The 25,949-nt window shown below is 30.9% G+C and carries 16 protein-coding genes and 1 pseudogene; all 17 read left to right on the top strand.

Annotated elements, in window-relative coordinates:
• The first annotated feature begins 21 nt into the window (after positions 1 to 21).
• Entirely contained in the window at positions 22 to 1,587 is a 1,566-nt protein-coding gene (locus FVE72_RS07415; protein ID WP_026737846.1) for a type 2 periplasmic-binding domain-containing protein, read from the top strand.
• Positions 1,588 to 1,621: 34 nt separating this feature from the next.
• Positions 1,622 to 5,953 (top strand): autotransporter outer membrane beta-barrel domain-containing protein, encoded by a 4,332-nt coding sequence (locus FVE72_RS07410; RefSeq protein WP_026737845.1) that lies wholly within the window; start codon positions 1,622 to 1,624, stop codon positions 5,951 to 5,953.
• Positions 5,954 to 5,967: 14 nt separating this feature from the next.
• A complete protein-coding gene (locus tag FVE72_RS07405) occupies positions 5,968 to 8,331 on the top strand; it encodes a polysaccharide lyase 8 family protein (protein ID WP_026737844.1) in 2,364 nt (787 codons plus the stop codon).
• 20 nt (positions 8,332 to 8,351) lie between these two features.
• Entirely contained in the window at positions 8,352 to 9,923 is a 1,572-nt protein-coding gene (locus tag FVE72_RS07400) for a type 2 periplasmic-binding domain-containing protein (RefSeq protein ID WP_036056439.1), read from the top strand.
• A 24-nt stretch (positions 9,924 to 9,947) separates the two neighbouring features.
• Positions 9,948 to 11,375, top strand: a complete 1,428-nt coding sequence (locus FVE72_RS07395) for a sulfatase family protein (RefSeq protein WP_026737842.1) — start codon at positions 9,948 to 9,950, stop codon at positions 11,373 to 11,375.
• A 14-nt stretch (positions 11,376 to 11,389) separates the two neighbouring features.
• Positions 11,390 to 12,580 (top strand): glycoside hydrolase family 88 protein, encoded by a 1,191-nt coding sequence (locus tag FVE72_RS07390; RefSeq protein WP_026737841.1) that lies wholly within the window; start codon positions 11,390 to 11,392, stop codon positions 12,578 to 12,580.
• Between the two features lie 82 nt (positions 12,581 to 12,662).
• Entirely contained in the window at positions 12,663 to 14,822 is a 2,160-nt protein-coding gene (locus FVE72_RS07385) for a helix-turn-helix domain-containing protein (protein ID WP_006807760.1), read from the top strand.
• A 33-nt stretch (positions 14,823 to 14,855) separates the two neighbouring features.
• Positions 14,856 to 15,815, top strand: coding sequence for an ROK family protein (locus tag FVE72_RS07380; RefSeq protein ID WP_026737840.1), 960 nt, complete (start codon positions 14,856 to 14,858; stop codon positions 15,813 to 15,815).
• Between the two features lie 14 nt (positions 15,816 to 15,829).
• Positions 15,830 to 17,644 carry a DUF2264 domain-containing protein gene (locus tag FVE72_RS07375; RefSeq protein ID WP_006807762.1) on the top strand — a complete coding sequence of 605 codons (1,815 nt, stop codon included), beginning with the start codon at positions 15,830 to 15,832 and terminating at the stop codon, positions 17,642 to 17,644.
• Between the two features lie 34 nt (positions 17,645 to 17,678).
• Complete coding sequence (locus FVE72_RS07370) at positions 17,679 to 18,512, top strand: hypothetical protein (RefSeq protein ID WP_006807769.1); 834 nt, start codon at positions 17,679 to 17,681, stop codon at positions 18,510 to 18,512.
• 38 nt (positions 18,513 to 18,550) lie between these two features.
• The gene (gene kduI, locus FVE72_RS07365) at positions 18,551 to 19,393 is read left to right on the top strand and encodes a 5-dehydro-4-deoxy-D-glucuronate isomerase (protein ID WP_026737838.1); all 843 of its coding nucleotides are present in this window, start codon (positions 18,551 to 18,553) and stop codon (positions 19,391 to 19,393) included.
• Between the two features lie 21 nt (positions 19,394 to 19,414).
• On the top strand, positions 19,415 to 20,209 hold the full coding sequence (locus FVE72_RS07360; RefSeq protein WP_026737837.1) for a gluconate 5-dehydrogenase: 795 nt from the start codon (positions 19,415 to 19,417) through the stop codon (positions 20,207 to 20,209).
• Between the two features lie 98 nt (positions 20,210 to 20,307).
• Positions 20,308 to 21,408, top strand: a pseudogene (locus tag FVE72_RS07355) (ABC transporter ATP-binding protein).
• A gap of 96 nt (positions 21,409 to 21,504) precedes the next feature.
• Complete coding sequence (locus FVE72_RS07350) at positions 21,505 to 22,287, top strand: sulfite exporter TauE/SafE family protein (RefSeq protein WP_026737835.1); 783 nt, start codon at positions 21,505 to 21,507, stop codon at positions 22,285 to 22,287.
• A gap of 18 nt (positions 22,288 to 22,305) precedes the next feature.
• On the top strand, positions 22,306 to 23,334 hold the full coding sequence (locus FVE72_RS07345; RefSeq protein WP_051411766.1) for a sugar kinase: 1,029 nt from the start codon (positions 22,306 to 22,308) through the stop codon (positions 23,332 to 23,334).
• 157 nt (positions 23,335 to 23,491) lie between these two features.
• Positions 23,492 to 24,220, top strand: coding sequence for a GntR family transcriptional regulator (locus tag FVE72_RS07340; protein ID WP_026737833.1), 729 nt, complete (start codon positions 23,492 to 23,494; stop codon positions 24,218 to 24,220).
• 33 nt (positions 24,221 to 24,253) lie between these two features.
• Positions 24,254 to 25,945 (top strand): solute:sodium symporter family transporter, encoded by a 1,692-nt coding sequence (locus FVE72_RS07335; RefSeq protein ID WP_026737832.1) that lies wholly within the window; start codon positions 24,254 to 24,256, stop codon positions 25,943 to 25,945.
• Positions 25,946 to 25,949 lie beyond the last annotated feature (4 nt).

Raw genomic sequence — 25,949 nt, 5'->3', positions numbered from 1 at the left:
AAAATCAGGAGGAATTAAAAAATGAAAGTAAAAAAGATTTTGATTATGACTTTAATTTGTTTAACAGCTATATTAGCGTGCAAAAATGAAAAATCTGCTTCGGACGGAGGAAACGGAAAAAAATTATCAGGAAATCTGATAACGGAAAAACCGAGAGAAGTAACGATATTTGCTATTTTCCAAGGGAAAGCCATAGACGGAGAATTGCCGGTGTTTAAAAAAGCTTTTGAAGAAACAAATATAAAACTTGTAAGTGTAGCTTCAAAAAATCAAAGTGATGAAGTACAGGGATTTAATTTAATGCTTTCTTCAGGGAAATTGCCGGACATTGTAGCATATGAACTTGTTTCGGATTTTGAAAATTTGGGAATGGAAGGCGGACTTATTCCTTTGGAGGATTTGATAGATAAACATGCTCCGAATATAAAAAAGTTTTTTGAAGAAAATCCGAGATACAAAAAAGATGCAATAGCAGCTGACGGGCATATATATATGATACCTAATTATAATGATTACTTTAATTTGAAAACTACTCAAGGATATTACATAAGAAAAGACTGGTTGAAAAAATTAAATCTTCAGGAGCCTAAAACAGTAGATGAATTATACAATGTACTTGTGGCTTTCAGAGATAAAGACCCTAACGGGAACGGTAAAAAAGATGAAGTACCGTTGTTCTTAAGAGGAAATATAATAAGAAAAATAATGATGGGATTAACTGATATATTTAAAGCGAGAGCAGTTTGGTATGATGATAAAGGAACTCCACAGTTCGGTCCTGCACAGGAAAATTATAAAGAAGCAATGATACAGTTAGCAAAATGGTATAAAGAAGGACTTATAGATAAAGAAGTATTTACAAGAGGAATGAATTCGAGAGATTACATGCTTTCCAATAATTTGGGAGGATTTACAAATGACTGGTTTTCAAGTACAGGAACTTATAATGACAAATTAGCATCAAAAATACCGGGATTTGATCTTTCAATTATGTTACCGCCTGAATATAAAGGAAATAATAAAACATTTTTTGTAAGACCTACATATATTGGAGGTTGGGGAATAACATCGGCAGCAAAAAATCCTGTTGAATTGATAAAATATTTTGATTTCTGGTATTCTGAAGCGGGAAGAAGACTTTGGAACTTCGGAATAGAAGGCGAAGACTACAAAATGGTAGATGGAAAACCTGTATTTACAGATAAAATATTAAAAGATCCTCAAGGAAAAAATCCTTTAGCAGTAATAAGATCAACAGGAGCACAATACAGATTGGGTATGTTCCAGGATGCAGAAGCTGAAAAACAATTATCGGGACAAACTGAGGCAGTAGATTTATATATAAAATCCAATGTAATAGAAGATGATTTACCTGTATTGAAATATACAAAAGAAGAAGCAAAAGAATTTTTGAAAATAGACACTCAATTAAGAGCGTATACTGAAGAAATGACTCAAAAATGGATACTTGGTGTTTCAGATGTACAAAAAGACTGGGATAACTATGTAAAAAGATTAAACGAGATAGGCTTAAAAAGAGCTGAAGAAATACAAAAAACAGCTTATGCAAGATTTATGAAAAAATAAAAATCGAAAAGGTAATTATAATAAGGTAATTATAATGAAGAAAAATAAATTGTCACTTTTCATACTTTTAGCAATATTAATGTGTAATCAGGGACATGCGACATTATATCCTGATCAGAACAACAATACTGATCCCCGAAGAAATCATTTGATAACCAATAAAATTATAACTCCGAATGATTTGAACGGGGATACGGTAATAAGTATTCAACCTGGAAAATATGCTATATTGTTGGGAAAAGAGGATACAGACAGTCCTGTTAATATAGATATTGAGTATTCTCAAAACAAAAATAAGAAAATTATAAATATAAATTCCGGAATTACAAATAATAATTTTGTTATAAATCGTGGAATTATTAAAGGAAAGAATAAAAGTAATTTTAATTTTGAGCTGATTTCCATTCAAAAAGGAAAATTCAGAAATGAAGGAATACTTGAAATTTCAGGAGCTAAAGGAGTAGGAATAAACGTTACAAATACTGCCGAATTGGAAAATAAAGGAGAAATTTCTGTAGGAAATAAAGCAAAAGGAATATTTTTAAATTATAATAATTCAAAGTTTGAGAATTACGCGAAAATAAATGTTACAGGGCAAGAAAGTATCGGAATAACAGGAAATAAAAATAAAAAAGCCAATATAACTTCTTATCATAACGGTGTAATAGAAGTAAGAGATAAAGCAACGGGAGTTTCTTTGGAAAATAAAGTATTTTTCAAAAATGAAGGTCAAATAAATGTATTTTCTAATAATAGATTGACATCAGGATCCGAGGCAATCGGAGTAAATATAAATTCCGAAGATAAAAATTCTTTTGAAAACTATGGAATAATAAATGTTAAAGGAACAGGTAAAAATCCTTACAGCGGATATAATGCCAAAGGTATATTTATAAACAACCAAAATGGAAATGCTTTGAATTTTGGGATTATAAATGCTGATAATAACGGGATAGGAGTTATATCTAAAGGTTATTTTACAAATAGCGGTACTATAAATGCAGACGGAAAATCTGTCGGAATCAATATACTGAAAACAAATACGGTTCCGATAGAAAAAACTGTAAATACCGGTGTGATAAAAGCGTCAGGAGAAAGTTACGGAATACAGGCTGCAGGAAATGCAAATTTTGAAAATAGTGAAAACGGGAAAATTTATGTTTCAGAAGGTGCGACAGGAATTGTTGCTGTTAAAGAAAGTAGTGAAACTGAAAATGGAAATGTAATAAATAAAGGAAATATTTTTGTTTCGGGAGATAAAAGTACGGGAATACAGGCGAATGACAATAGAAAAATTACAACAACAGGGCTTGTAGAAGTTGATGCAGGAAAATATACAACAGGAATAAAAGCTTCAGGTGAAAATTCTCAGCTTACAAATGCAGGAAAAATAGTTCATAAGGGAGATGAAAAAAATACTTCAAATGCTGCTGTATCTCAAATGAAAGGGACGATAGAAAATAAAGGAGAAATAGAAGTATTAAGCGGAAAACTTTCTTCGGGAATAGCTGTAGGAGAAAATTCCTTCGGAATAAATTCTGAAGCCGGAAAAATAAAGATAAATGAAGGTACCGGAATAAAAATAGAAAAAAACGGAATAGGTATAAATAAAGGAGAAATTCTTTTAAAAAATAGAACTACAACAGGAATAAGTCTTTCAAATTCGATTTTTATAAATGACACAGGGAAAATTATCGGAGATGAAAAGGGAAATGCTGTAATATCAAAGCCTTTAACAAATAATACTGTTGTATTGAAAAATAGAAATTCTGTAAACGGTAATATTATCGGAAATACAGGAATAGATACTTTGTTTCTTGAAAATGCTAATATTGACAGGATAAATGTTAAAAAATACAATTCATTGAATTTAATCGGAAATTCTTATATTAAAAATTCCGAAATATCACTGGAAAGTCATGAAAATGCCCAAAAATATTCAGAAGACATAAAAAAATCTTTGGAAAGAGAAAGTTACATAAGTAACCGAACGGGAACTTTGACATTGGAAGATTCAACATTGACTTTAAATAAAGCGGATAGTACTCCTATATATGTAAACGGTAATCAGATAATATTAAAAGGGAAAATAAGTTTATTGTTCAAAGGAGAAGGTAAAGAATTTTCTACTTCTGAATATCTTGGAGGAATAAAAGTAGACGGAAGTCAGGCAAAATTTGAGGATACATTAGTATGGGCATACAGAAAAAAAGGAAATACCGATGTAGTGCTTAGTAAAAATAGATATTCCGATGTGAACAGAAATAAAAATTTGAACGACTTTGCAGAATATTTGGAAGCTGAGCGAAATGCAAACAAAACGAACGGAGATTTGGATAAAGTTATAGGAAAAATGGAAATGTTAAAAAATAAAGAAGATTTTAATAATGCTTTAGCTCAAATTTCAGGTGTTGTACATTCTTATGTTATTGACTCGGTTTTACAAGAATCGGAATTATTCAAAGATTTAAGTTTAAAAAAAGTATTTTCGAGAGACATTACAAGAAACAGTCCTTTAAATTCGGTAACACATAACATTTTTTATATAAACGATACAGGAAATTTATCGGGCACAATAGAAGCAGAACGTAAAGAAAAAGGAGTAGCAGGAATATGGGAAAAGCAGATTATCAATGATAATAAGTTAGGATTTATTTACGGAGCTTCCAAAGGAGATTTGAATTTTAAGAAGAATAATGCAGGAAATGCACATTTGGAAACAGTTTATTTCGGAGGTTACTATAATTATAACTTAAATAATAAAATTTCATTTTTGACAACGGTAGGAACAACGTATTCTCATGCTTCGATTAAAAGAGAAATTAATATCGGTAATCAAAATTATAAATTTAATTCGAGTTATCCTGTAATTACATTGGGAGCCGATTCAAAAATAATTTATACTCCGATAGAAAAAAATATATTTAAAGTATCGATTTACGGAGGAATAGGTTTTAAAAGGGTATTTCAGGGAAACATAAATGAAAATCGTGAGGAATTACCTTCACGGGCAAGTAATTTGACAATAAAAAATAGCCCTGTAAATGAAAAATACTATAATTCAGTGGTACCGTCCATAGGGATAAACTTTGAAAAGGCAGGACTTCTGTTTAACAAAGTTTACAGATTCGGAATAGGTGCAGGATATGAAACTGAAACAGGAAATATAAATAAATTCAAATATTATAAATTGCAGGGATTAAATAATGAACATAAAGTAAAATCTGCAAACATGAAAAATGTATTTTTTTATAATATAGATACTGTTTTAGGATTAACTGAAAATCTGGCAATAACTGCAAATTATAAACATGTCAAAGGAAAAGAATATAAATCCGATAAAATCACACTCGGTTTTGAATATAAAGGAAACATTTTCAAAAATAATATATTTAACAGTATTGTTGCAAAATTGAGTAACAGCAGAAAAAATTCAAGATGGAAAAAGACATTAGGATTTACCCTTGAAGCTGAAGATCCTTCGGACAGAGCGTATTATTACGGAAATATATTATCTTCAGGAGATTATTCAAAATCTGCAGATTATAAACCGCTGGTATGGTTGACTTTGTCAGATACAAAATCAAAGATTTCTTATTATTTTGAAGGATATTATAAAAATAACAGTATGTTTCAAGGGAAAAGTTCAAGGGAAGACATTATATCTTCAAGTCGTCTGATGGCAGAAATGAGATACAGAAATACTTTTTCCAAAGGAAACTACGGATTCAGTATAGGATATAAAATTGAAAATCTGAAAAAACCGAAAAATTATCCTAAAAAAGATTATTATGTGTCAAAGTCGGGATTTCATGAACTGAAATTGGATGGAAATATTTCTTATAATTTAGGTAACGGACTCTATTTTACAGGAAAAACTACAGGAATGATTGATTTTTATTATAAAGGAGAAAGAAAGAATCAAGTTGACTATAAGGTAGAAAATCAGTACGGATTTGTGTATAACGGGTTCTCGCCTAAGTGGAAGCTTCAACTGATGTATTTTAGAGATGACAGAAGATTTGACAGTAAAAATAATGTAAGAAAATACGTTTCTGAGCAGCTGAGATCGTCAGTAATTTATAATTTCGGTAATGGAGACAGCGTAACCTTTGACTTGAGATTGCCATTAGGAAAAGGAGCATGGTATGAAACTGCAGAAACAAAAGAAAGAAAATCCGAAGTATATGAGTACCGATACGGCATAAAATATAATAAAGGAATAGTACCGGGACTTAACATATTTGCTTCTTTGGCAATATCCGAGATAAAAGTAAAAAACACAGATGAAAAAAGCAGTAAATACGGAGAAAAAACGAGAAATCATGTGTTTAAACCCAGTATAGGTATAAATTACAGTTTTTAGAAAGGAGATTAAAATTGAAAAATACAGTACTTTTAATGATGATGATTATAGCTTCAATTTCTTCGGGTATAACTCAAAAAAATGAATTTGACAAAATAAGAAAAAAATGGTTTGAAATAATTGTCGGACTGCCTGAAGAAAATAACGGTCGAACTGATAAAAATATGGGCAAATACGTATCACAGATAGAAAAAGATGCGGAAAAAGCAATAGAAAAACTTAATAAAGAAGAAGATAAAAAAAGTTTATTTAATGATTTGAAAGATATGAAAAACGGTGCACATATATTAAGTTCATTTCAGAATGTAAAAGCTATGGCAAAAGCTTATATGATGCCGGGAACAAAATATTATAAAAATAAGGATTTGAAAAAAACAATAACCGAATCATTGGAATGGCTTAATAAAAATGCTTATCATGAAGGATTGGACGAGCTCGGAAACTGGTGGCAGTGGGAAATAGGTATTCCTAAAAGTGTAAATGAAATAGGAATAATAATGTACGGAGAAATTCCTCAAAGTCTGTTAATTAATTTGATGAATGCTTCAAAATATTTTCAGCCTTATGCTACCCATTCGGGATCAAGCCCTGCAGCAAAATATTCGACTTCTCCCAATAAGAGAGTTTCCAAAGGCGGAAACAGAATGGATACGGCAATTATCTCATTCGGAAGAGGAGTGTTGACAAAAGATAAAGTTGAAACAATGAACGGAGTAAATGCGGTCGGAGAAATCGGAGAAATCGTTACAAATGAAGACGGATTTTATTCAGACGGTTCTTTTATACAGCATGAAAATGTAGCATACAGCGGAACTTATGCAAGTGTATTGTTTAACGGATTGGGTACTTTACTTTATGTTTCTGAGGGAACAGTTTTTTTTCCTAAGGATCCGAGACTGGAAAATCTTTATAAATCAATTACAAAAGGATACAGTTATTTAATGATAAACGGCGGAATAAATGACTCGGTCAGCGGAAGATCCATATCGAGAGATAATTCCAATGATCTGGAAAGAGGAAAATCGTTAATAGCAGCTTTTGCAATAATTTCCGAAGGTGTTGAATCGCCTTATAAAGAAGAAATAAAAAAACTGGTAAAGAAAAGCGTACTGGAAAATAATTTTTTCAATGTTGTAGAAAAAATTAATAATCCTGTAATAAAAAGAATTATAAAAAATATTGTTGAAAACAGTAATATAAAAATAGAAGAAATGTCAGGAACAAAAATATTTTCTTCAATGGACAGAGCTGTTCAGGTAAATAAAAAAAATGGAAAATTTCTCGTTTCAATGCATTCTTCAAGAATAGCCAACTATGAAACAATGAACGGGGAAAATCTGAAAGGATGGCATACCGGAGATGGAATGACTTATATTTACGGAATTTCTTCGTCGGATTATGTTGATTTTTGGGAAACAGTTGATAATCTTCATTTATCCGGAACAACTGAAAGTACAAATGATAGAGGTTTAGGTTCGGGAGAAAGAAGACTTCCTTCAGCGGTATCGCCTAATTCATGGGCAGGAGGAGCTACGGACGGTAAGTCGGCAATGATAGGAATGGATTTTATATCATGGAATAATAAAACTGTTGCCAAAAAGTCGTGGTTTATGCTCGGAGAGGAAATAGTAGCTTTAGGTTCGGGTATTTCCAGTAGTGATGGAGAAATTCATACAACATTGGATAATAAAATAATAAACGATATAAATGATAAAAAAATAACTGTAAACGGTGGAACAGTAACAGGAATAAAAAAAGTACCGGGAACAAAAGGAACTTACATAAATTTTACAGATAAAAAAACAAATGAAAATATCGGATATAAAATTTTGAATACTCCTATTTTAACAATCAATATTGAAAAAAGAAAAGGAAGCTGGAAAGAAATAGGAGGGAAATCTCAGGATATAAAAGAAAAGACATATTTTAAAGTATATGCAGAGCATGGAAAAAATCCTAAAGATTCTAAATATGCATATATAGTTTTACCGATGTTCAGTGAAGAAGAAGTAAAAAATTATAACGAGGATAATATTAAAATCATACGTATGGATAATGATGTACATGCGATAGAAGATAAACAGAGAAAAATTACAGGAATAAATTTTTGGGGAAGTAAAGAAATAACAATTGCAGGTATTAAAGCAGTTTCTCCTATTTCAATAGTAAAAACAGAAAAAGGAAATGAAATTATTCTTGCAGTAAGTGATCCTACACAACTTTCCAAATATGAGACAATAATAGAACTGGATGGAGAATACAGTCTTTTATCTCAAAATAACAGTGTAAAATTAAATGTTAAAAATGGAAAAACAGAAATAAAAGTAAATCTTGTAAATCAAGGGAAATCAGTTGTTATAAATTTAAAAAAAATTTGAAAATAAAGGTGGAATAAATGATGAAAAAGAAAATTACTTATTTATTGTTAATTATAGCAATATTATTGGTTGCCTGTGGAAAATCACAGTCAAAAGGAGATAACAAAGATAGCGGTAAAAAATTGGAAGGTCATTTAATTTCAGAAAATCCTAAAGAACTGACAGTTTTTGCTATTCATTTGGGAAAAGCTTTAAATCCTGATGCACCTGTGTATAAAAAAGCAGCCGAAATGACAAATATAAAATTGAAAAATGTAGCATCACAAAATCAGACAGATCAGAAAGAAGCATATAATTTACTTGTATCTTCAGGAGAATTACCTGATATAGTTGCTTATGAATTTACTGAAGATTTGGAAGGATTGGGAATAGACGGAGGGCTTGTTCCATTAGAAGATTTAATAGATAAATATGCTCCGAATATTAAAAAATTCTGGGAAGAAAATCCGAGATACAAACAGGATGCAATAGCAGCTGACGGACATATTTATATGATACCTAACTATTATGATTATTTTAATTTTATGCCGTCTACAGGTTATTATATAAGAAAAGACTGGATAAAAAAATTGAATTTGAAAGATCCTGTAACAACAGATGATTTATATAATGTGCTTGTAGCTTTCAGAGATAAAGATCCTAACGGAAACGGAAAAAAAGACGAAGTACCTTTATTTAGTAGAGGAGATACTGTAGCAAAAGTTTTACAACCTTTAGCTGATATATTTAAGGCGAGAGCTTTCTGGTATGATGATAAAGATGCAGTAAAATTCGGACCTGCACAGGCTGAATACAAAGAAGCTATGAAACAGTTGGCAAAATGGTATAAAGAAGGATTAATTGATAAAGAAATTTTTACAAGAGGAATTAACGCAAGAGATTACATGCTTTCCAATAACTTGGGAGGTTTTACAATAGACTGGTTCGGAAGTACAAGCTCTTATAACAATAAACTTGGTAAAACAATACAGGGATTTGATTTCGGAATAATAGCACCTGCAACATTTAACGGAGATAATAAAACATATCAGGCAAGAACTACATACTTAGGAGGCTGGGGAATAAGCTCAAAATCCAAAAATGTCGTAGAAGCCATAAAATATTTTGATTTCTGGTACTCTCCTGAAGGAAGAAGACTATGGAATTTCGGTATTGAAGGTGATGATTATAAATTGGTAGACGGAAAACCTGTATTTACAGATAAAATATTGAAAAATTCTCAAGGGAAAACTCCTTTAGCTGTAATCAGAGAATCGGGAGCACAATTCAGATTGGGAATGCCTCAGGATTCCGAATATGAAAAACAATGGTATGTAAAAGAAGCTGTTGATGCAATAGATTTTTATTTGAAAAATAATTATGTTCATGAACTAATGCCTATATTAAAATACACAAAAGATGAATCTAAAGAATTTATAAAAATAAATACACAATTAAATTCTTATGTGGAAGAAATGTCTCAAAAATGGATAATGGGAGTTTCTGATGTAGATAAAGACTGGGACAGTTATATAAAAAGATTAAATGATATAGGACTGGCAAAGGCTGAAAAAATACAACTGGAAGCGTATAAAAGATTTACGAAAAAATAGTAAATACAGGAGGATAGAGGACATATGAATAAAAATATGAATAGACCGAATTTGTTATTTTTATTTGCAGATCAATGGAGAAGAAATTCTGTAGGATTTATGGAAAAAGAAGATGTTATTACTCCAAATATAGATTTGTTTTCAAAAGAAGCACTTGCTTTTGAAAATGCGGTGAGCGGATGTCCTCTCTGCTCTCCGAGTAGAGCAAGTATACTGACAGGAACATATCCGATAACTCACGGAGTATGGACTAACTGTAAAACAGGTCTTGATGATGTGGCATTGAAAGAAGATGCTGTCACAATAACGGATATTTTAAAGAAAAACGGCTATAATACAGGGTATATAGGAAAATGGCATTTGGACAGTCCCGAAATGAATAAAAGTGAAAATCCCGTATCAGGAGCAAGAGATTGGGATGCCTATACTCCGCCCGGGAAAAAACGCCATGGAGTTGACTACTGGTATTCATACGGTGCATATGATAATCATTTGAAACCTCATTATTGGAGTAATGATGAAAAGATGATAGAAGTGGACAAGTGGTCTGTAGAGCATGAAACTGATAAAGCTATAGAATTTCTTGAAAAAAATAAAGATAAAAATGTTCCATTCTCTTTGTTTGTTTCATGGAATCCACCACATACACCTCTTGATCTGGTACCTGAAAAGTATATAAAAATGTATGATAACAAAAAATTAAAAGTAAATCCTAATGTGATATTGGAAAATGTAATTGATCATACTGAAAGCATGAAAGAAAAACTTAATTTTACCGAAGAGGAATACCAAACAGTAATGAAAAAGTATTTTGCTGCAATAACAGGAATTGATGAAAATTTCGGTAGAATTATAAATTATTTAAAAGAAAACGATTTATATGAAAATACAGTAATTATTTTAACTGCTGATCACGGAGAAATGCTTTGCGGACACGGACTATGGAGTAAACATGTCTGGTATGAGGAATCTATAGGAATACCGTTTTTGATAAAATACGGAAGTAAATGTTTGTCAGGGAGAACGGATACTGTAATGAGCAGTGTTGATATAATGCCGACTATATTATCATTAATGGATTTGGATGTTCCTGATACTGTAGAGGGTACAGATCTTAAAAATACACTACTGGAAAAGGAAAAAAACGAAAATAAAGCTTTTATTTCATCATACCCAGGTCAAATACCCGCAATAAAAGAATTTGAGAAAATAAATGAGGACAATAAAGAGTATGGTTGGCGTGCAGTAAAAACAAAAACTCATACTTATGTTATAAATAAAGGTTATAAACCGGGTCGTAAAACTGAAAGACTTTTATATGATAATATTAATGATGAATATCAGTTGAATCCTTTAAAATTAAATGACAGTTCTGAAAATAAATTATCGGAAGAATTGGAAAAGTTATTAAAAAATTGGGCTGAGAAATATAAAGATAAATTTAAGTTTTAAATATAGGAGAAAATATGGAACTAAATGAAAAAACAATAAAAAGATATTCTGAAGATATCGAACTTTCAAAAGAAATCTTATATGGAGCTTTGCATAATGCACTGAGTAAAATAGATAAAAATATTGAATACTTTATAAATTTATTTCCTAGACCGGCAAGTGTAAATAACATTTATCCAGGAATACTTAACGGAGGCGAATGGGACGACTGGACAAGCGGTTTCTGGACAGGAATACTATGGCTTGCTTATGAGATAACAAAAGAAGAAAAATATAAAAAAGTAGCTGAATTTCAGTTGAAGAGTTACAAAGAAAGAATAAAAAATAAAAATGCCGTTGATCATCATGATTTGGGATTTTTGTACATACCGTCTGCTGTGGCTCAGTATAAAACAACAAAAAGTGAAGAAGCCAAGACAACAGGAATAATGGCTGCTGAACATTTGATAACAAGATTCAGAGAAAAAGGAGAATTTATTCAGGCTTGGGGGGTATTGGGAAATCCCGATAATCATAGATTGATAATAGACTGTAATCTCAATATACCGTTGCTCTTCTGGGCAAGTGAAGTTACAGGAGAAAAAAAATATAGAGAAATAGCCGAAAAGCATGTAAATACAGCAGCAGGAACTGTAGTTAGAGAAGACGGATCAACTTTTCATACTTATTATTTTGATGTTGAAACGGGAAAACCGTTAAGAGGAAGTACGGCACAGGGAAGTTCTGACGATTCTGCATGGGCAAGAGGTCAGGCATGGGGAGTTTACGGATTCCCATTAGCTTATAAATACTTAAAAAATGAAAAGTTTGTAAGTTTGTATAAAAAAGTAACAAATTATTTCCTGAACAAATTGCCTGAAGATGATATTTGTTACTGGGATCTTGCTTTTGATGATACTTCGGGAGAAGAAAAAGATACATCGGCAGCGGCAATAGCCATTTGCGGAATACTGGAAATGGATAAAAATTTATCAGATACTGATAAAAACAAAAAAGTATATATGAATGCTGCGAAGCATATGATGAAATCTCTCATAGAAAAATACACTACAAAAGATTTGAGGGAATCTAACGGACTACTAAAAGAAGCTGTGTATAGTAAACCTCATGGAATAGGAGTAAATGAATGTTGTATATGGGGGGATTACTTTTATATGGAGGCTTTAGTCAGATTTTTGAAACAGGATTTAAAAATTTATTGGTAAAAATAAATTCTAAAACATCTAATTTTTTATAATATGTGGTATACTGTAATATAAGGAATAAATTTATATTACGGAGAGGAAAATGGAACTAAAAAATATACAGGAATTATGCGTGATACATTCGAAAAAAATGAATAATATAATAATATCAATATTGAGTTGTTCATTATTTATATTTATGTTATTCAATATAGTAAACAAAATTAGCAGAATAAATGAAGAAGAAAAAAAGAATGCCTCAAATATATTTTTAAATATAAACAGAAAAACTCAGTTTATAATGTCTACATTAAATGATTTAAAATTTGACGATAAATTTAACGAATATATTTCCAAAAATGAAAATGATCAAGAGTACCAGTATTTAAAATCGGCTTTACACAGAAAGATAATAAGCGGGAATAATATATACGGAAGTATAGGTTATCTTATTAATTTTTCTACAAATAATCTGAATTATTATATGACATCCACAGGAATTGTGGATAAGAAAACTTTTTATAAAAACAATAAATTTCCTTATGAAAGTATCGAAAAAAAAATAAAAAGTGTAAGTGATGACGGAAATTATATTAATATTTTTATTAATGACAAAGGATATTTAGGATTGAATAAAAGTTTTTGGGTAATAAAATTAGATAAAAACAGTTTTTTTTACGAAATAGAAGATAAAAAAGACTGGTATTTGAGAATAGATAATACTATAAGTTTATCGGAGTCTGAAAATAAAAATTCTGAGATCATAAAAAATATAAATCATACAGAGAAAAAAAATTCAGCTTTTAAAGAGAATCTGAAATTAAAAGGTCGGAATTTACATGTGTTCTATTTATCTGAAATTGATGCCGAGCTTTATTATTATCAACCCCGAATAAATCTAATAATGATAATCGCTATAGAAATAATAAAAAGCTTATTATTTTTCGGACTGTTATATTTTACAGTAGCTGCAGTTATAAATCTTATTATTAAACCTATAAAAGAACTAGCAGAAAAAATAGGATACGGAAATGAAAAAGGGACTGCCGAGATAGACTATATTGAAACAAAAATAGAAGAGTTAAGCACTACTAATGTGGAATTGACAGGCAAAATAAAAGAATTAAGTGAAATTCAGAAAAGAAAAAAGTTAAAAGACTCTCTTTTAGGTATTCCAAATGAACAGAATGTTGAAAAAATCCTATGGGAAAAAGAATACAGAGTAATTTTAATGGAAATTGATGATGTAGATTCTGTTAAAAATATATATGACAATTTTAGATTATCAAAAGAATTTGTTATGAAATATTTTTTGAATGAAGTGGCATTTGAAGTTATAGATATTGATTTTAAAAGTATTGTAATTGTAATTGAAAATTTTCCTAAAGAAGAAATGGAACCCATATTAGATAACCTTATTTTTCATATTGAAAGAAATTTTTCTCTTTATTTTGTTGCGGCAGTTACTGATAAATATAATGATTTAAAAGACTTGCCATTGGCATACAGAACTGCTAAAAGAATAATGGATTATAAGTATATTTATAAACAATATAAAGTTATCTTTCAGAATATTATGAATGAAAATCAGCTGAATAAATATTATTATCCTATTCAGCTCGAAGCAAAGCTCATAACAAAGACTTTGAGTTCAAATACGAGTGAAGTCAAAAAAATAATACAGGAGATTTTCGGTAATGATATAGAGCAAAAATTGATTAATAAAAAGGCAGTAAAAGAATTTAACGGACTTTTATATAATACTTTGAATCAGATTTCAATACAACTGGATGAAATGAACATAGGAGAAATAAACAGAAGCGAGAATTTTGAAAAGTTTCTGAAAATAACTGAAATAAAAGAGTTAAAAGAAGTTTTTTCTGAAAGATTAATCGAAATTTGTAAATTTATAAAGGAAAATTCAGAAATAGATATTAGAACTATAAAAAATTCGATTGAGAAATATATGACAGAAAATTATATGAAAGATATATCTCTTGAGAATTTATCCGAATATTTGGGATATTCATTCAAATATACGAGCATTTTATTTAAAAAAATAATGGGAGATAACTTTAAAAATTATTTATCTCTTTACAGAATAAAAAAAGCAAAAGAATTAATGGAAGAAAAAGAATATAAAATAAAAGAATTGGCAGAGCTTGTAGGTTATAACAGTTCGAATACATTTATTCGTATGTTCAGAAAATATGAAGGAGTATCGCCGGGAAAATACTTTTTTGATACAGAAAATGAAGTGTAAATAACATAATTCAGGATAATGAAGGAGAGAAGTATGAGATGTTTTGCAGGGATTGATGTAGGAGGAACAAACAGTAAAATAGGTCTGTTAGATGAAAATGGAAATATTTTAATAACAGAAAGTATTAAAACCGAATCGAATAAAGGGCCTCAGGATACAATTGAAAGAATATGGAAAACTGTTGAAAAACTGGCAAAAGAAATATCTGTAAATATTGAAGATATTGAAGGAGTAGGTGTAGGTATTCCCGGACCTGTTGTGGATGAATCTATTGTGAAAATAGCTGCAAATTTTTCGTGGGGAAATGATTTTCCTGCTAAAAAAATGTTTGAAAAAATAACAAAAAAACGTGTGAAAATAGGAAATGATGTGAAAGTTATAGCTTTAGGAGAACAGCTTTACGGAGCAGGAAAAGGCTATAAAAACAGTATAACTATTCCTATAGGAACAGGAATTGCAGCAGGTATAATAATAGACGGAAGAATACTCGCCGGAACGACAGGAGCCGGAGGAGAATTCGGACATATTGTTGTAAATAAAAAAGGACATAAATGCGGTTGCGGGTTGACAGGTTGCCTTGAAACATATTGCTCAGCTACAGGAATAGTAAGAGAAGCTAAAATCATTCTTAAAGATAACAAAGAAAGCACATTGTTTCAAGTTGTCGATAATGATTTGGATAAACTCGAAGCTTATCATATTTTTGAAGAGGCAAAGAAAAAAGATAAAATTGCAATGAAAATAGTAGACGATTTTTGTGATAATCTAGCACACGGTATAGGAACTCTGCTTAATATAGTAAATCCTGAAATAATAATTTTTGCAGGGGGAGTTTCCAAAGCGGGAAGTATAATTACTGACGGAGTAAAAAAACATCTGGATAAATATGCTTTGAAGATGACAACAGAAGACTTGAAATTTGCTTTCAGTGAACTGGGAAATGATGCCGGAATAAAGGGTGCAGCAGCATTGATTATAAATGATTTAAAATAAAAAGGATGATAACAATGAGTTTTGACAGAAAAACTTTTCATTTTAATACACGTAAGGAAATAGAAGATAGTCTATGGAAAACAATAGGTCCGTTAGAAGATTTTTATAAAAATAGAAAAGGACGTTTAAATATCGGAAGTCATGGAACAGTTTATAAAAAAGATACACGTAATATTGAAGCTTTTTTAAGAATTTTATGGGGATTGGGTTCATTTTGGGCTCAAAATCCTTCAGAAAAATGGTTAGATATTTATATAAAAGGAATTGTTGCAGGGACTGATCCTACCAATGAAGATTATTTTGGAGATGTTACGGATTATGATCAATTATTGGTTGAAATGACTTCGATAGTAGTAACATTTATGTTAAATAAAGAAAAAATATGGGATCGTTTAACTGCCAAAGAACAGACAAAAATTGCAAATTGGTTAAGACAAATTAATGAACATAATATGCCTGCAAATAATTGGCATTTTTTCAGAATACTTGTCAATGTTTGTTTAAAAAAAATGGGTGTCAGATTTTCTCAAGAAAAGTTAGATGAAGATTTGGAATTGATAAATTCTTTTTATGTGGATAACGGCTGGTATTATGACGGGATAAAAACACAAAGAGATTACTATATACCTTGGGCATTTCATTATTACGGGTTGATTTATTCTGTATTCATGTCGGAAGATGATCCTGTGAGATCAAAATTATTTAAAGAAAGAGCGGCAGAGTTTGCCAAAAGTTTTGCTTATATGTTTGATAAAAATGGAAATGCAATACCTTTTGGAAGAAGTCTGACATACAGGTTTGCTCAATGTGCATTTTGGTCAGCACTTGTATTTGCAGATGTAGAAGCTTTACCTTGGGATCAAATAAAAGGGCTTTATGTCCGTAATATGGAAAGCTGGTATAATAAAGAAATTTTTACAACAGATGGTATATTAAGTGTAGGATATTATTATCAAAATTTAATAATGGCAGAAGGATATAATGCTCCGGGTTCTCCATATTGGGCTTTAAAATCATATTTATTATTGGCAGTTCCGGATGATCATCCTTTTTGGAAAGCCGTTGTGAAGGAAACAAAGCTGTCCGAAGAAAAATATTTGAATGTTTCCGGAAGATCCATGTATGTACATACCGGTAATAGTAATCATGCTCAAATGTTTCCTTTCGGACAAAGTATAAATTATCAGCCTCATTGTGCCGCAAAATATTCAAAATTTGTTTATTCATCTGTATTTGGATTTAGTGTGCCTAAATCAACATATTATTATTATGAAGGTGCTTTTGATAATGTATTGGCTGTTTCAGAAGACGGATTGTATTTTCGTCCTAAAGAAAAAGATGAAATGTTTGAAGTAAATGAAGATTACTTGATATGTAAATGGAAACCTTACTCTGATGTTTTAATTTATTCAACAATTATACCTTGTGGAGATTATCATGTCCGTATTCATGAAATAAATTCTGAACGGAATTTGATTGCTTGTGAAGGCGGTTTCAGTAATTTATATGATAAAGAAGAACGAATTGAAGACAGTAAAAGTGCAAAATATATTTCTAAAATTGGAACAAGCGAAATTTTTTCAGTAAAAGGCTTTGATAAAGGAGATGTCATAAGACCCGAACCTAATACAAATCTTTTATATGAAAGAACTTTATTGCCGATACTTACAGCTAATTTATCCAAAGGAAAACATATTTTGATTTCTATTGTAGGAGGTATTCCGAAAGGCAATACTGCACAAAAGCCCGATGTGAAACGTGAAGATAATCAGGTTGTTATAATAACTGAAAATAAAAGGATCTCAGTAAATATAAATAATAAATTTTAATATAATAAATAATTTTTAGGAGATAAACAGGATTATGAATATCAGTATAGAAATTTTAGACAGAAATAATGAAATTAAACTCGGAAAAAATGATTACGAAAAAGAATTAAGACCTATGCAGGTAAAAGGAGAAGATCTGGTTTATTTAGCTACACAAGTGATGTCTATACAATCAGGAGATAAAATATGTGTAAAAGTAGAAAAAGAAGGGCAATATCTATTTGTGAAATTAGACGAAACATTAAATGAAAGTCTTATTTATTTGTCAGGAACAGAATGGATATATGAGCCTTTATTTGTGCTGAACGGATTGGAAGCAGCTCCTGAAGAAGCTTTCAAGGCAAAAAGACATTATATTCAGGTAAGGCTCGCAAAAGATTATGAAATAAATGCATACAGAAACTTGGCATTAAATACTCACGATCAGAAAGAAGACAGTGGAGCCTATCCCCATGCCTATGCTAATGTTGAAACAAGAAACGACAGCACTTTTTTTGCCAAAAATGCTATTGACGGTATTTTTGCCAACAATAATCACGGTTCTTATCCTTATCAGTCCTGGGGGATAAACAGACAAAAAGATGCTGCATTGACTATCGATTTCGGAAGAAATGTGAAACTGAATCAGATAGGTTTGACTTTAAGAGCTGATTTTCCTCATGACAGTTATTGGAAACAAGTTACGGTTTCTTTTGATTCAGGAGAAAAAATGATATTTGATTTAAAAAAAGAAAGTAAACCGCAATATTTTTCATTTTCGGATATTATAACAAAAAAAATAGTATTAGAAAATTTAATTAAAAGTGAAGAAGACGATTCACCGTTTCCGGCATTAACACAAATCGAATGTTTCGGGATAAATGCGTGATTTATTAAAAAACTAAAATATAATAAGGAGAGATAAAAATGGATATAAGATATTCTGTAAATCAAAAAGATTTTAAAAGATACACAACGGAAGAATTAAGAAATGAATTTTTAATAGAAAAACTGTATGTAGAAAATGAAATTAAAGCTGTTTATTCACATATAGACAGAATGGTGACTTTAGGATGTATGCCTACTACTGAAAAAGTTTCTATAGATAAAGGTATAAACAGTTGGGAAAATTTCGGGACTGATTATTTTTTAGAAAGAAGAGAAATCGGTATATTTAACTTAGGCGGAAAAGGTAAAATAGAAGTTGATGAAAAAGTATATGAGTTGGATTATAAAGATTGTCTTTATATTACTAAGGGAGCAAAAAAAGTATATTTTACAAGTGATAATAAAGATAAACCTGCAAAATTCTATATGATAAGTGCTCCTGCTCACTGTTCTTATGAAACAACATTTATTTCTATAAAAGATGCAGCCAAAAGAGAATTGGGAGCAATAGAAACTGCAAATAAAAGAACAATATATCAGTTTATTCACCCTGATGTAATAAAAACATGTCAACTATCCATGGGAATGACAATATTGGAAAAAGGAAGTGTATGGAATACAATGCCTTGTCATACACATGAAAGAAGAATGGAGATATATACATATTTTGAAGTGCCTGAAGATAATATAGTAATGCATTTTATGGGAGAGCCTACAGAAACAAGAAATGTAGTAATAAAAAATGAAGAAGCTGTAATTTGTCCTTCGTGGAGTATACATGCAGGAGCCGGAACTTCCAACTATTCATTTATTTGGGCAATGGGCGGCGAAAATATAGCTTTTGATGATATGGATCATTTAAAACCGACTGAATTAAAATAATATTGGGAAAGGATAATAAAAATGGATAAATTATTTGATTTGACAGGAAAAATAGCATTAGTAACAGGAGCTTCATATGGTATAGGATTTTCAATGGCAGCAGGGCTTGCAAAAGCAGGAGCGAGAATAGTTTTTAATGATATTAACGGGGAATTAGTGGAAAAAGGAATAAAAGCTTATAAAGAATCAGGGATAGACGCAAAAGGTTATGTGTGCGATGTAACTGATGAAAAAGCTGTAAATAGTATGATAGTTCAGATAGAAAAAGAAGTAGGAATAATAGATATACTTGTAAATAATGCAGGAATTATAAAGAGAATACCGATGACTGAAATGTCGGTAGAAGACTTCAGAAAAGTAATAGATGTGGACTTAAATGCACCGTTTATAATGTCAAAAGCTGTAATACCCGGCATGATAAAAAAAGGGCACGGTAAAATAATAAATATTTGCTCTATGATGTCCGAACTTGGAAGAGAGACAGTAAGTGCATATGCAGCAGCTAAGGGAGGTCTGAAAATGCTTACCCGAAATATATGCAGCGAGTTTGGAGAAAAAAATATTCAATGTAACGGAATAGGCCCTGGATATATTGCAACACCGCAAACAGCTCCTTTGAGAGAAAAGCAGCCTGACGGATCAAGACATCCTTTTGACAGCTTTATAATAGCAAAGACTCCGGCAGGAAGATGGGGAACCCCTGAAGATTTAACAGGACCTGCAGTTTTTCTTGCAAGTGATGCGAGTAACTTTGTAAACGGACATATATTATATGTAGATGGCGGAATATTGGCATATATAGGAAAACAGCCTTAAAAATTTATATGAAGTAAAAAACGGTCTTATAATGAAAATATAAAATAAAATTAAACCCGTATTTGAGTTAAATAAATTATATCAAGGAGGAATTTTAAATGTCGGGAGTAGTATTAAAAAAAGTGGAAAAACAATATCCTAACGGATTTAAAGCGGTTCATGGAATTGATTTGGAGATAAAAGACGGAGAATTTATGGTATTTGTCGGACCTTCAGGATGTGCTAAATCCACAACACTGAGAATGATAGCAGGACTTGAAGAAATAACAGGAGGAGAAATATATATAGGAGATAAACTTGTAAATGATGTTCCTCCGAAAGACAGAGGAATAGCAATGGTGTTCCAGAACTATGCTTTGTATCCTCATATGACAGTGTATCAGAATATGGCTTTCGGACTTAAATTAAAGAAAACGCCGAAAGATGAAATAGATAGAAGAGTAAGAGAAGCGGCAGAAAAACTTGAGATAACAGAATTACTGGATAGAAAACCTAAGGAAATGTCAGGAGGACAAAGACAAAGGGTAGCGTTAGGAAGAGCGATAGTAAGAAAACCTGAAGTATTTCTGTTTGATGAACCGTTATCAAACCTTGATGCGAAGTTGAGAGTATCGATGCGTGTAAGAATAACACAATTACATCAGGAGCTAAAACAACGATGATATATGTAACCCATGATCAGGTAGAAGCAATGACAATGGGAGACAGAATAACAGTAATGAGAGCGGGAAGAATAATGCAGGTAGATACACCGTTAAACTTGTATCATTATCCTGCGAACAAGTTTGTGGCAGGATTTATAGGGTCACCTACGATGAACTTAGTAGACGGAGTATTAAAAGAAAAGAGGGAAAGTATATATAGATATAGACGGAGCGGAAATAGAGCTATCTCATGAAAAAAGGAGAAAAGTAAAAGGACATACAGGAAAGAAAGTAACATTCGGAATAAGACCTGAAAATATAAGTGTAGCCGAACATGAAGATTCGATATCAAAGACAGGGGAAATAAGCGTAGTAGAACAAATGGGAAATGAAGAGTATATATACTTTACATTAAACGGACATCAGATGACATGCAGAATAAACATAGAGCATGTAGGAGATTCAGTATCGAAGAAAGGAAAAAGAGTATTCAGATTTGATACGAATAAAGCTCATATATTTGATGCAGAAACAGAGGAAAATATAAGTTTGTAATAGAAACAGAAATTAAATTTTATTATAGCAATACACAAAAAATATTGATAAAATAGAAATAAGATAAATATTACATTGTAAAGCGAAAGGAAAGAAATGATAATTCTGATATATACTGTTATAATTATACTTGCAACAACATTAGGAGCAATATCAGGACTTGGAGGCGGAGTAATTATCAAACCTCTGTTTGATGCTGTGGGATTTCACAATATGAGCACAATAGGATTTTATTCATCAGTTGCAGTGTTTACGATGAGCATTGTTTCCATAATAAAACAGTTGAGAAAAGGATTCAGCTTTGAAATAAAAACTGTATTTTGGATATCTTTCGGCTCACTTGTCGGAGGTATTATCGGTGAAAACGTTTTTAATGAAGTAACTCGGGCATATGAAAACAGCACAGTTAAAATTATTCAGGCGGTATGTTTGGGAATAACTCTAATAGGAATATTAATTTATACATTAAATAAAAATAAGATGAAGTCATATTGCTTAAAAAATATTTTATACATCTTTGCTTCAGGATTTTTTTTGGGTTCAATATCAGTATTTTTAGGGATTGGCGGAGGGCCTTTAAATATTGCTGTCTTAATGTTGCTGTTTTCTTATGAAATGAAAGAAGCTACAGTTTACTCCATAGCTACAATATTTTTTGCCCAAATTTCTAAATTAGGCAGTGTATTAGTAGGAGGAAAACTGATGAATTATGATTTATCTTTACTTCCTTTTATATGTTTTGCAGCTGTAATAGGAGGATTTATGGGAACATTGATCAACCAAAAATTGAACAGCAGTAAAATTGAAAAAATTTATTTGGGAATAATTATCGGATTAATATTTGTATCAATATACAATACTTACAGTGCAATAGTATAGTTACAAGGAGAAAAAATAATGAGTAAAATGAAAAGTGTTTTATTGTTGGGAGAAATGCTGCTAAGGTTATCTCCTGAAAATCATAAAATGATAATACAGTCGGGTACAAATTTATTGGAAATGTTTTATGGAGGAGCGGAACTTAATGTTTCCATAGCATTGGCAAATTTCGGAGTGAAAAGTGGATATATAACGAAAGTACCCGATAATTCGTTAGGAGATAAAGGGATAAAGTATTTAAAACAGTACGGAGTAAATACTGAAAATATACAAATCGGCGGAGAAAGAATAGGAATATATTTTTTGGAAAACGGTTATTCGGTAAGACCGTCCTGTGTAACATATGACAGAAAATATTCTTCTTTTTCGGAAATGGAAATGACAGACGAAGAAATAAGAAAAGCACTGTCGGATTATGATGTTTTATTTATAAGTGGGATAACCCTTTCTATAAGCGAGAAAACTTTTAAGTTATCCAAACAATTTATAAAAATAGCAAAAGAACTGGAAAAAGAAATAATATTTGACTGCAATTACAGATCAAAACTGATAAGTTTGGAAGAAGCATCAAAACGTTACAGAGAAATAATAGACTATGCGGATGTTTTATTTGCAGGATATTTAGATTTTATAAATATATTTAAAATTGAAAATCCTGAATATGACGGAAAAGAAGATTATACTGAATACTATAAAAAACTTTACATAAAAGTATATGAGAAATATAACTTTAAGTATATAATATCGTCCATAAGAAAATCCGTAAGCTCGAACAGAAATGAATACTCGGGAATAATTACGGACGGGAAAGAAACGATAAAAGGAAGAGAGTATCATATAGAAATACAAGACAGAGTAGGAACGGGAGATGCGTTTACATCGGGAGCCATATACGGTTATCTTTCAGGCAAAGATAAGGAAGGAATAATAAATTTTGCGATAGGTTCCGGAGCATTAAAACATACGATACACGGAGATGTATCGGAGTTCGGAGTGGAAGATATTTTGCAAATTATAAACAGTAAGTGTTTTGACATAGCAAGATAAAAAATAAAAATAAAACAGGCAACGGGAAATGTGAGAATTAAAGATAAAAGTTGTATAGTACAAGTTTAAAAAATTGTCATTATGAAATTGACAATTTTTTTTTTAAAGTTATACTTTAGTGAAAATAATCAGTAACTAACAAAATCAAGGGGAAAATATGGAATTAAATATAAATTATAAAAGTAAAAAGCCGATATATCTGCAAATAGTTCACAGTATAAAAAAAGAAATAAAGGAAGGCAAAATAAAAGAAGGAGAAAAACTTGTTTCCGAAAATACTTTATGTAAGGATTATTATATAAGTAGAAATACAGTAAGACAGGCACTCGATATACTTGAAAAAGAAGGACTTATAAAGAAAATAAAAGGAAAAGGCAGTTTTGTTTTATCTCCAAAAATTTATCAAAACAGAACAAAATTAAGCAGATTTTATGATGATATAAAAATGTCGGGACTTGTACCTTATTCAAAGATATTACATTCAGGAAAAGAAATTCCGGATAAAAATGTAAAAGATAAAATGAAATTGAATGATGACGATTTTATATATATTATAAACTGGGTAAGATACGGCAATGATGAACCTTTAATATATGAAACTATTCATTTAAACTACAGCCTTGTATCAGGCATAGAAAAAATTGATTTGAATGATGATATTAAGTTATATAAAATTTTGGAAGAAGAATTCGGCATAAAACCTCAAAATGGACAGGAACAAATTTATCCTTGTAAATTAAACGCTAAGGAAGCAAAATTTTTGAAAATGAGGCAGGAAGATTTGGGAATGAGGATCGAGCGGGTATTATATAAAGATAAAAAAATATTTGAATACACAAAATCAGTTATAAGAGGGGACAGATTTATTTATACTATAGATTTTTAAAAAATAAAATATAAATTTCAGGAGGGAAAAATCATGTTTACAGTTTTATTGTCTTTTCTATTTTTTACAGGTTTGGTAGCACTCATTTCATGGTGGAAAACCAAAAATGATGATTTATCTACGTCTAAAGGATATTTTCTTGCAGGAAGAGGATTGACAGGTTTGGTAATCGGTTGTTCTATGGTCTTGACTTCATTATCGACAGAACAGCTTATAGGTATTAATGCCGAATCCTACAAAGGAAATTTTTCAATTATGGCATGGACAGTTCAATCGGTAATACCTTTATGCATTTTGGCAAAATTTTTATTACCTAAGTATATTCGTGAAGGGTATACTACAATTCCGGAATTTTTCGAAAAACGTTATGACAAATCTACAAGACTTATAATGTCTACATTATTCTTATTTTTCTATCTGTTTATTGCAATTCCTGTGGCATTGTATACAGGAGCGATTGCCTTTAATCAGGTATTTAATATCGAAACACTTACAGGTCTTTCTTATGCACAGTCAATGTGGATAACAATATGGGCTATAGGAATCGTAGGAGGAATATATGCAATATTCGGAGGATTAAAAGCGGTAGCGGTTTCTGATACTTTAAATGCAATAATTCTTGTAATAGGAGGATTTTTAGTACCTTTATTCGGATTAAGATTTTTAGGTAACGGAAGTATAGCAAAAGGTTTGACAATAATAACAACTCAACATGTAGAAAAACTCAATGCTATCGGGGGAGCAGGAGATGCGGTACCTTGGACAGCAATATTTACAGGAATACTTGTAGTAAACTTCTTTTACTGGACAACCAATCAAGCTATAGTTCAACGTACATTGGGAGCAAAAGATTTGAAATCGGGACAGAAAGGTGTACTTATAGCAGCATTATTCCTTTTATTATTGCCTATCTTGTTGAATTTGCCGGGACTTCTAACTTATCACATTAAAGGAGAAGGACTTAAACCTATTGATTTGGCATATCCGACACTTGTAAACACAGTGTTGCCTAAACCGTTAATGGGATTCTTCGTAGCTGCAATGTTCGGAGCGGTTTTAAGTACATTCAACTCGTTTTTAAACTCCGCAGCAACTATTTTCTGTAATGATTTGTTGCCGGTAATTTCTAAAAAACAGAGAAGCGATACAGAAGTTATTAAACTTGCGAAAGTGATTTCAACAGTTATGGCAATATTGACTATGTTTATTGCACCTATGCTAATAGATGCCTCGAGCGGAATATTTCTATTCACAAAAAGATTTGCAGGATTTTTCAATATACCGATTGTAGCTTTATTCGTTGTAGGAATATTCAATAAAACAGTGTCAGGAAAAGCCGCACGTTTGGCTGTTATGCTTCATGTTATCCTTTATTATTCATTAGTTTGGGTATTTAAAGTAAAAGTAAATTTTGTTCATGTAATGGGAGCATTGTTTGTATTTGATGTAATAGTTATGCTTTTAATAGGAAGTTTCATGAAAAGAGACACTCCTTACAAAGAAAGCAAAGAAAATAAGGCGAATGTTGATTTGACCGACTGGAAATATGTCGATATGGTTATAGCTACATTGTTTTTCAGTTTGTTGTATTTGCACGGATTACTATCTCCATTGGGACTTGCATCAAAAACGGGAAATCCGCTTCTTGTTACAGCTGCTTATATAGTAGTGGAAATAATTGTAATTGCTTATTATTCAATTAAAAATAAAAAAATGGAAAAATGAAAGG

The organism is Pseudoleptotrichia goodfellowii, assembly GCF_007990505.1.
In the GTDB taxonomy this organism is placed as follows: Bacteria; Fusobacteriota; Fusobacteriia; order Fusobacteriales; family Leptotrichiaceae; genus Pseudoleptotrichia; species Pseudoleptotrichia goodfellowii.
This window is presented reverse-complemented; position numbering and strand designations above follow the sequence as displayed.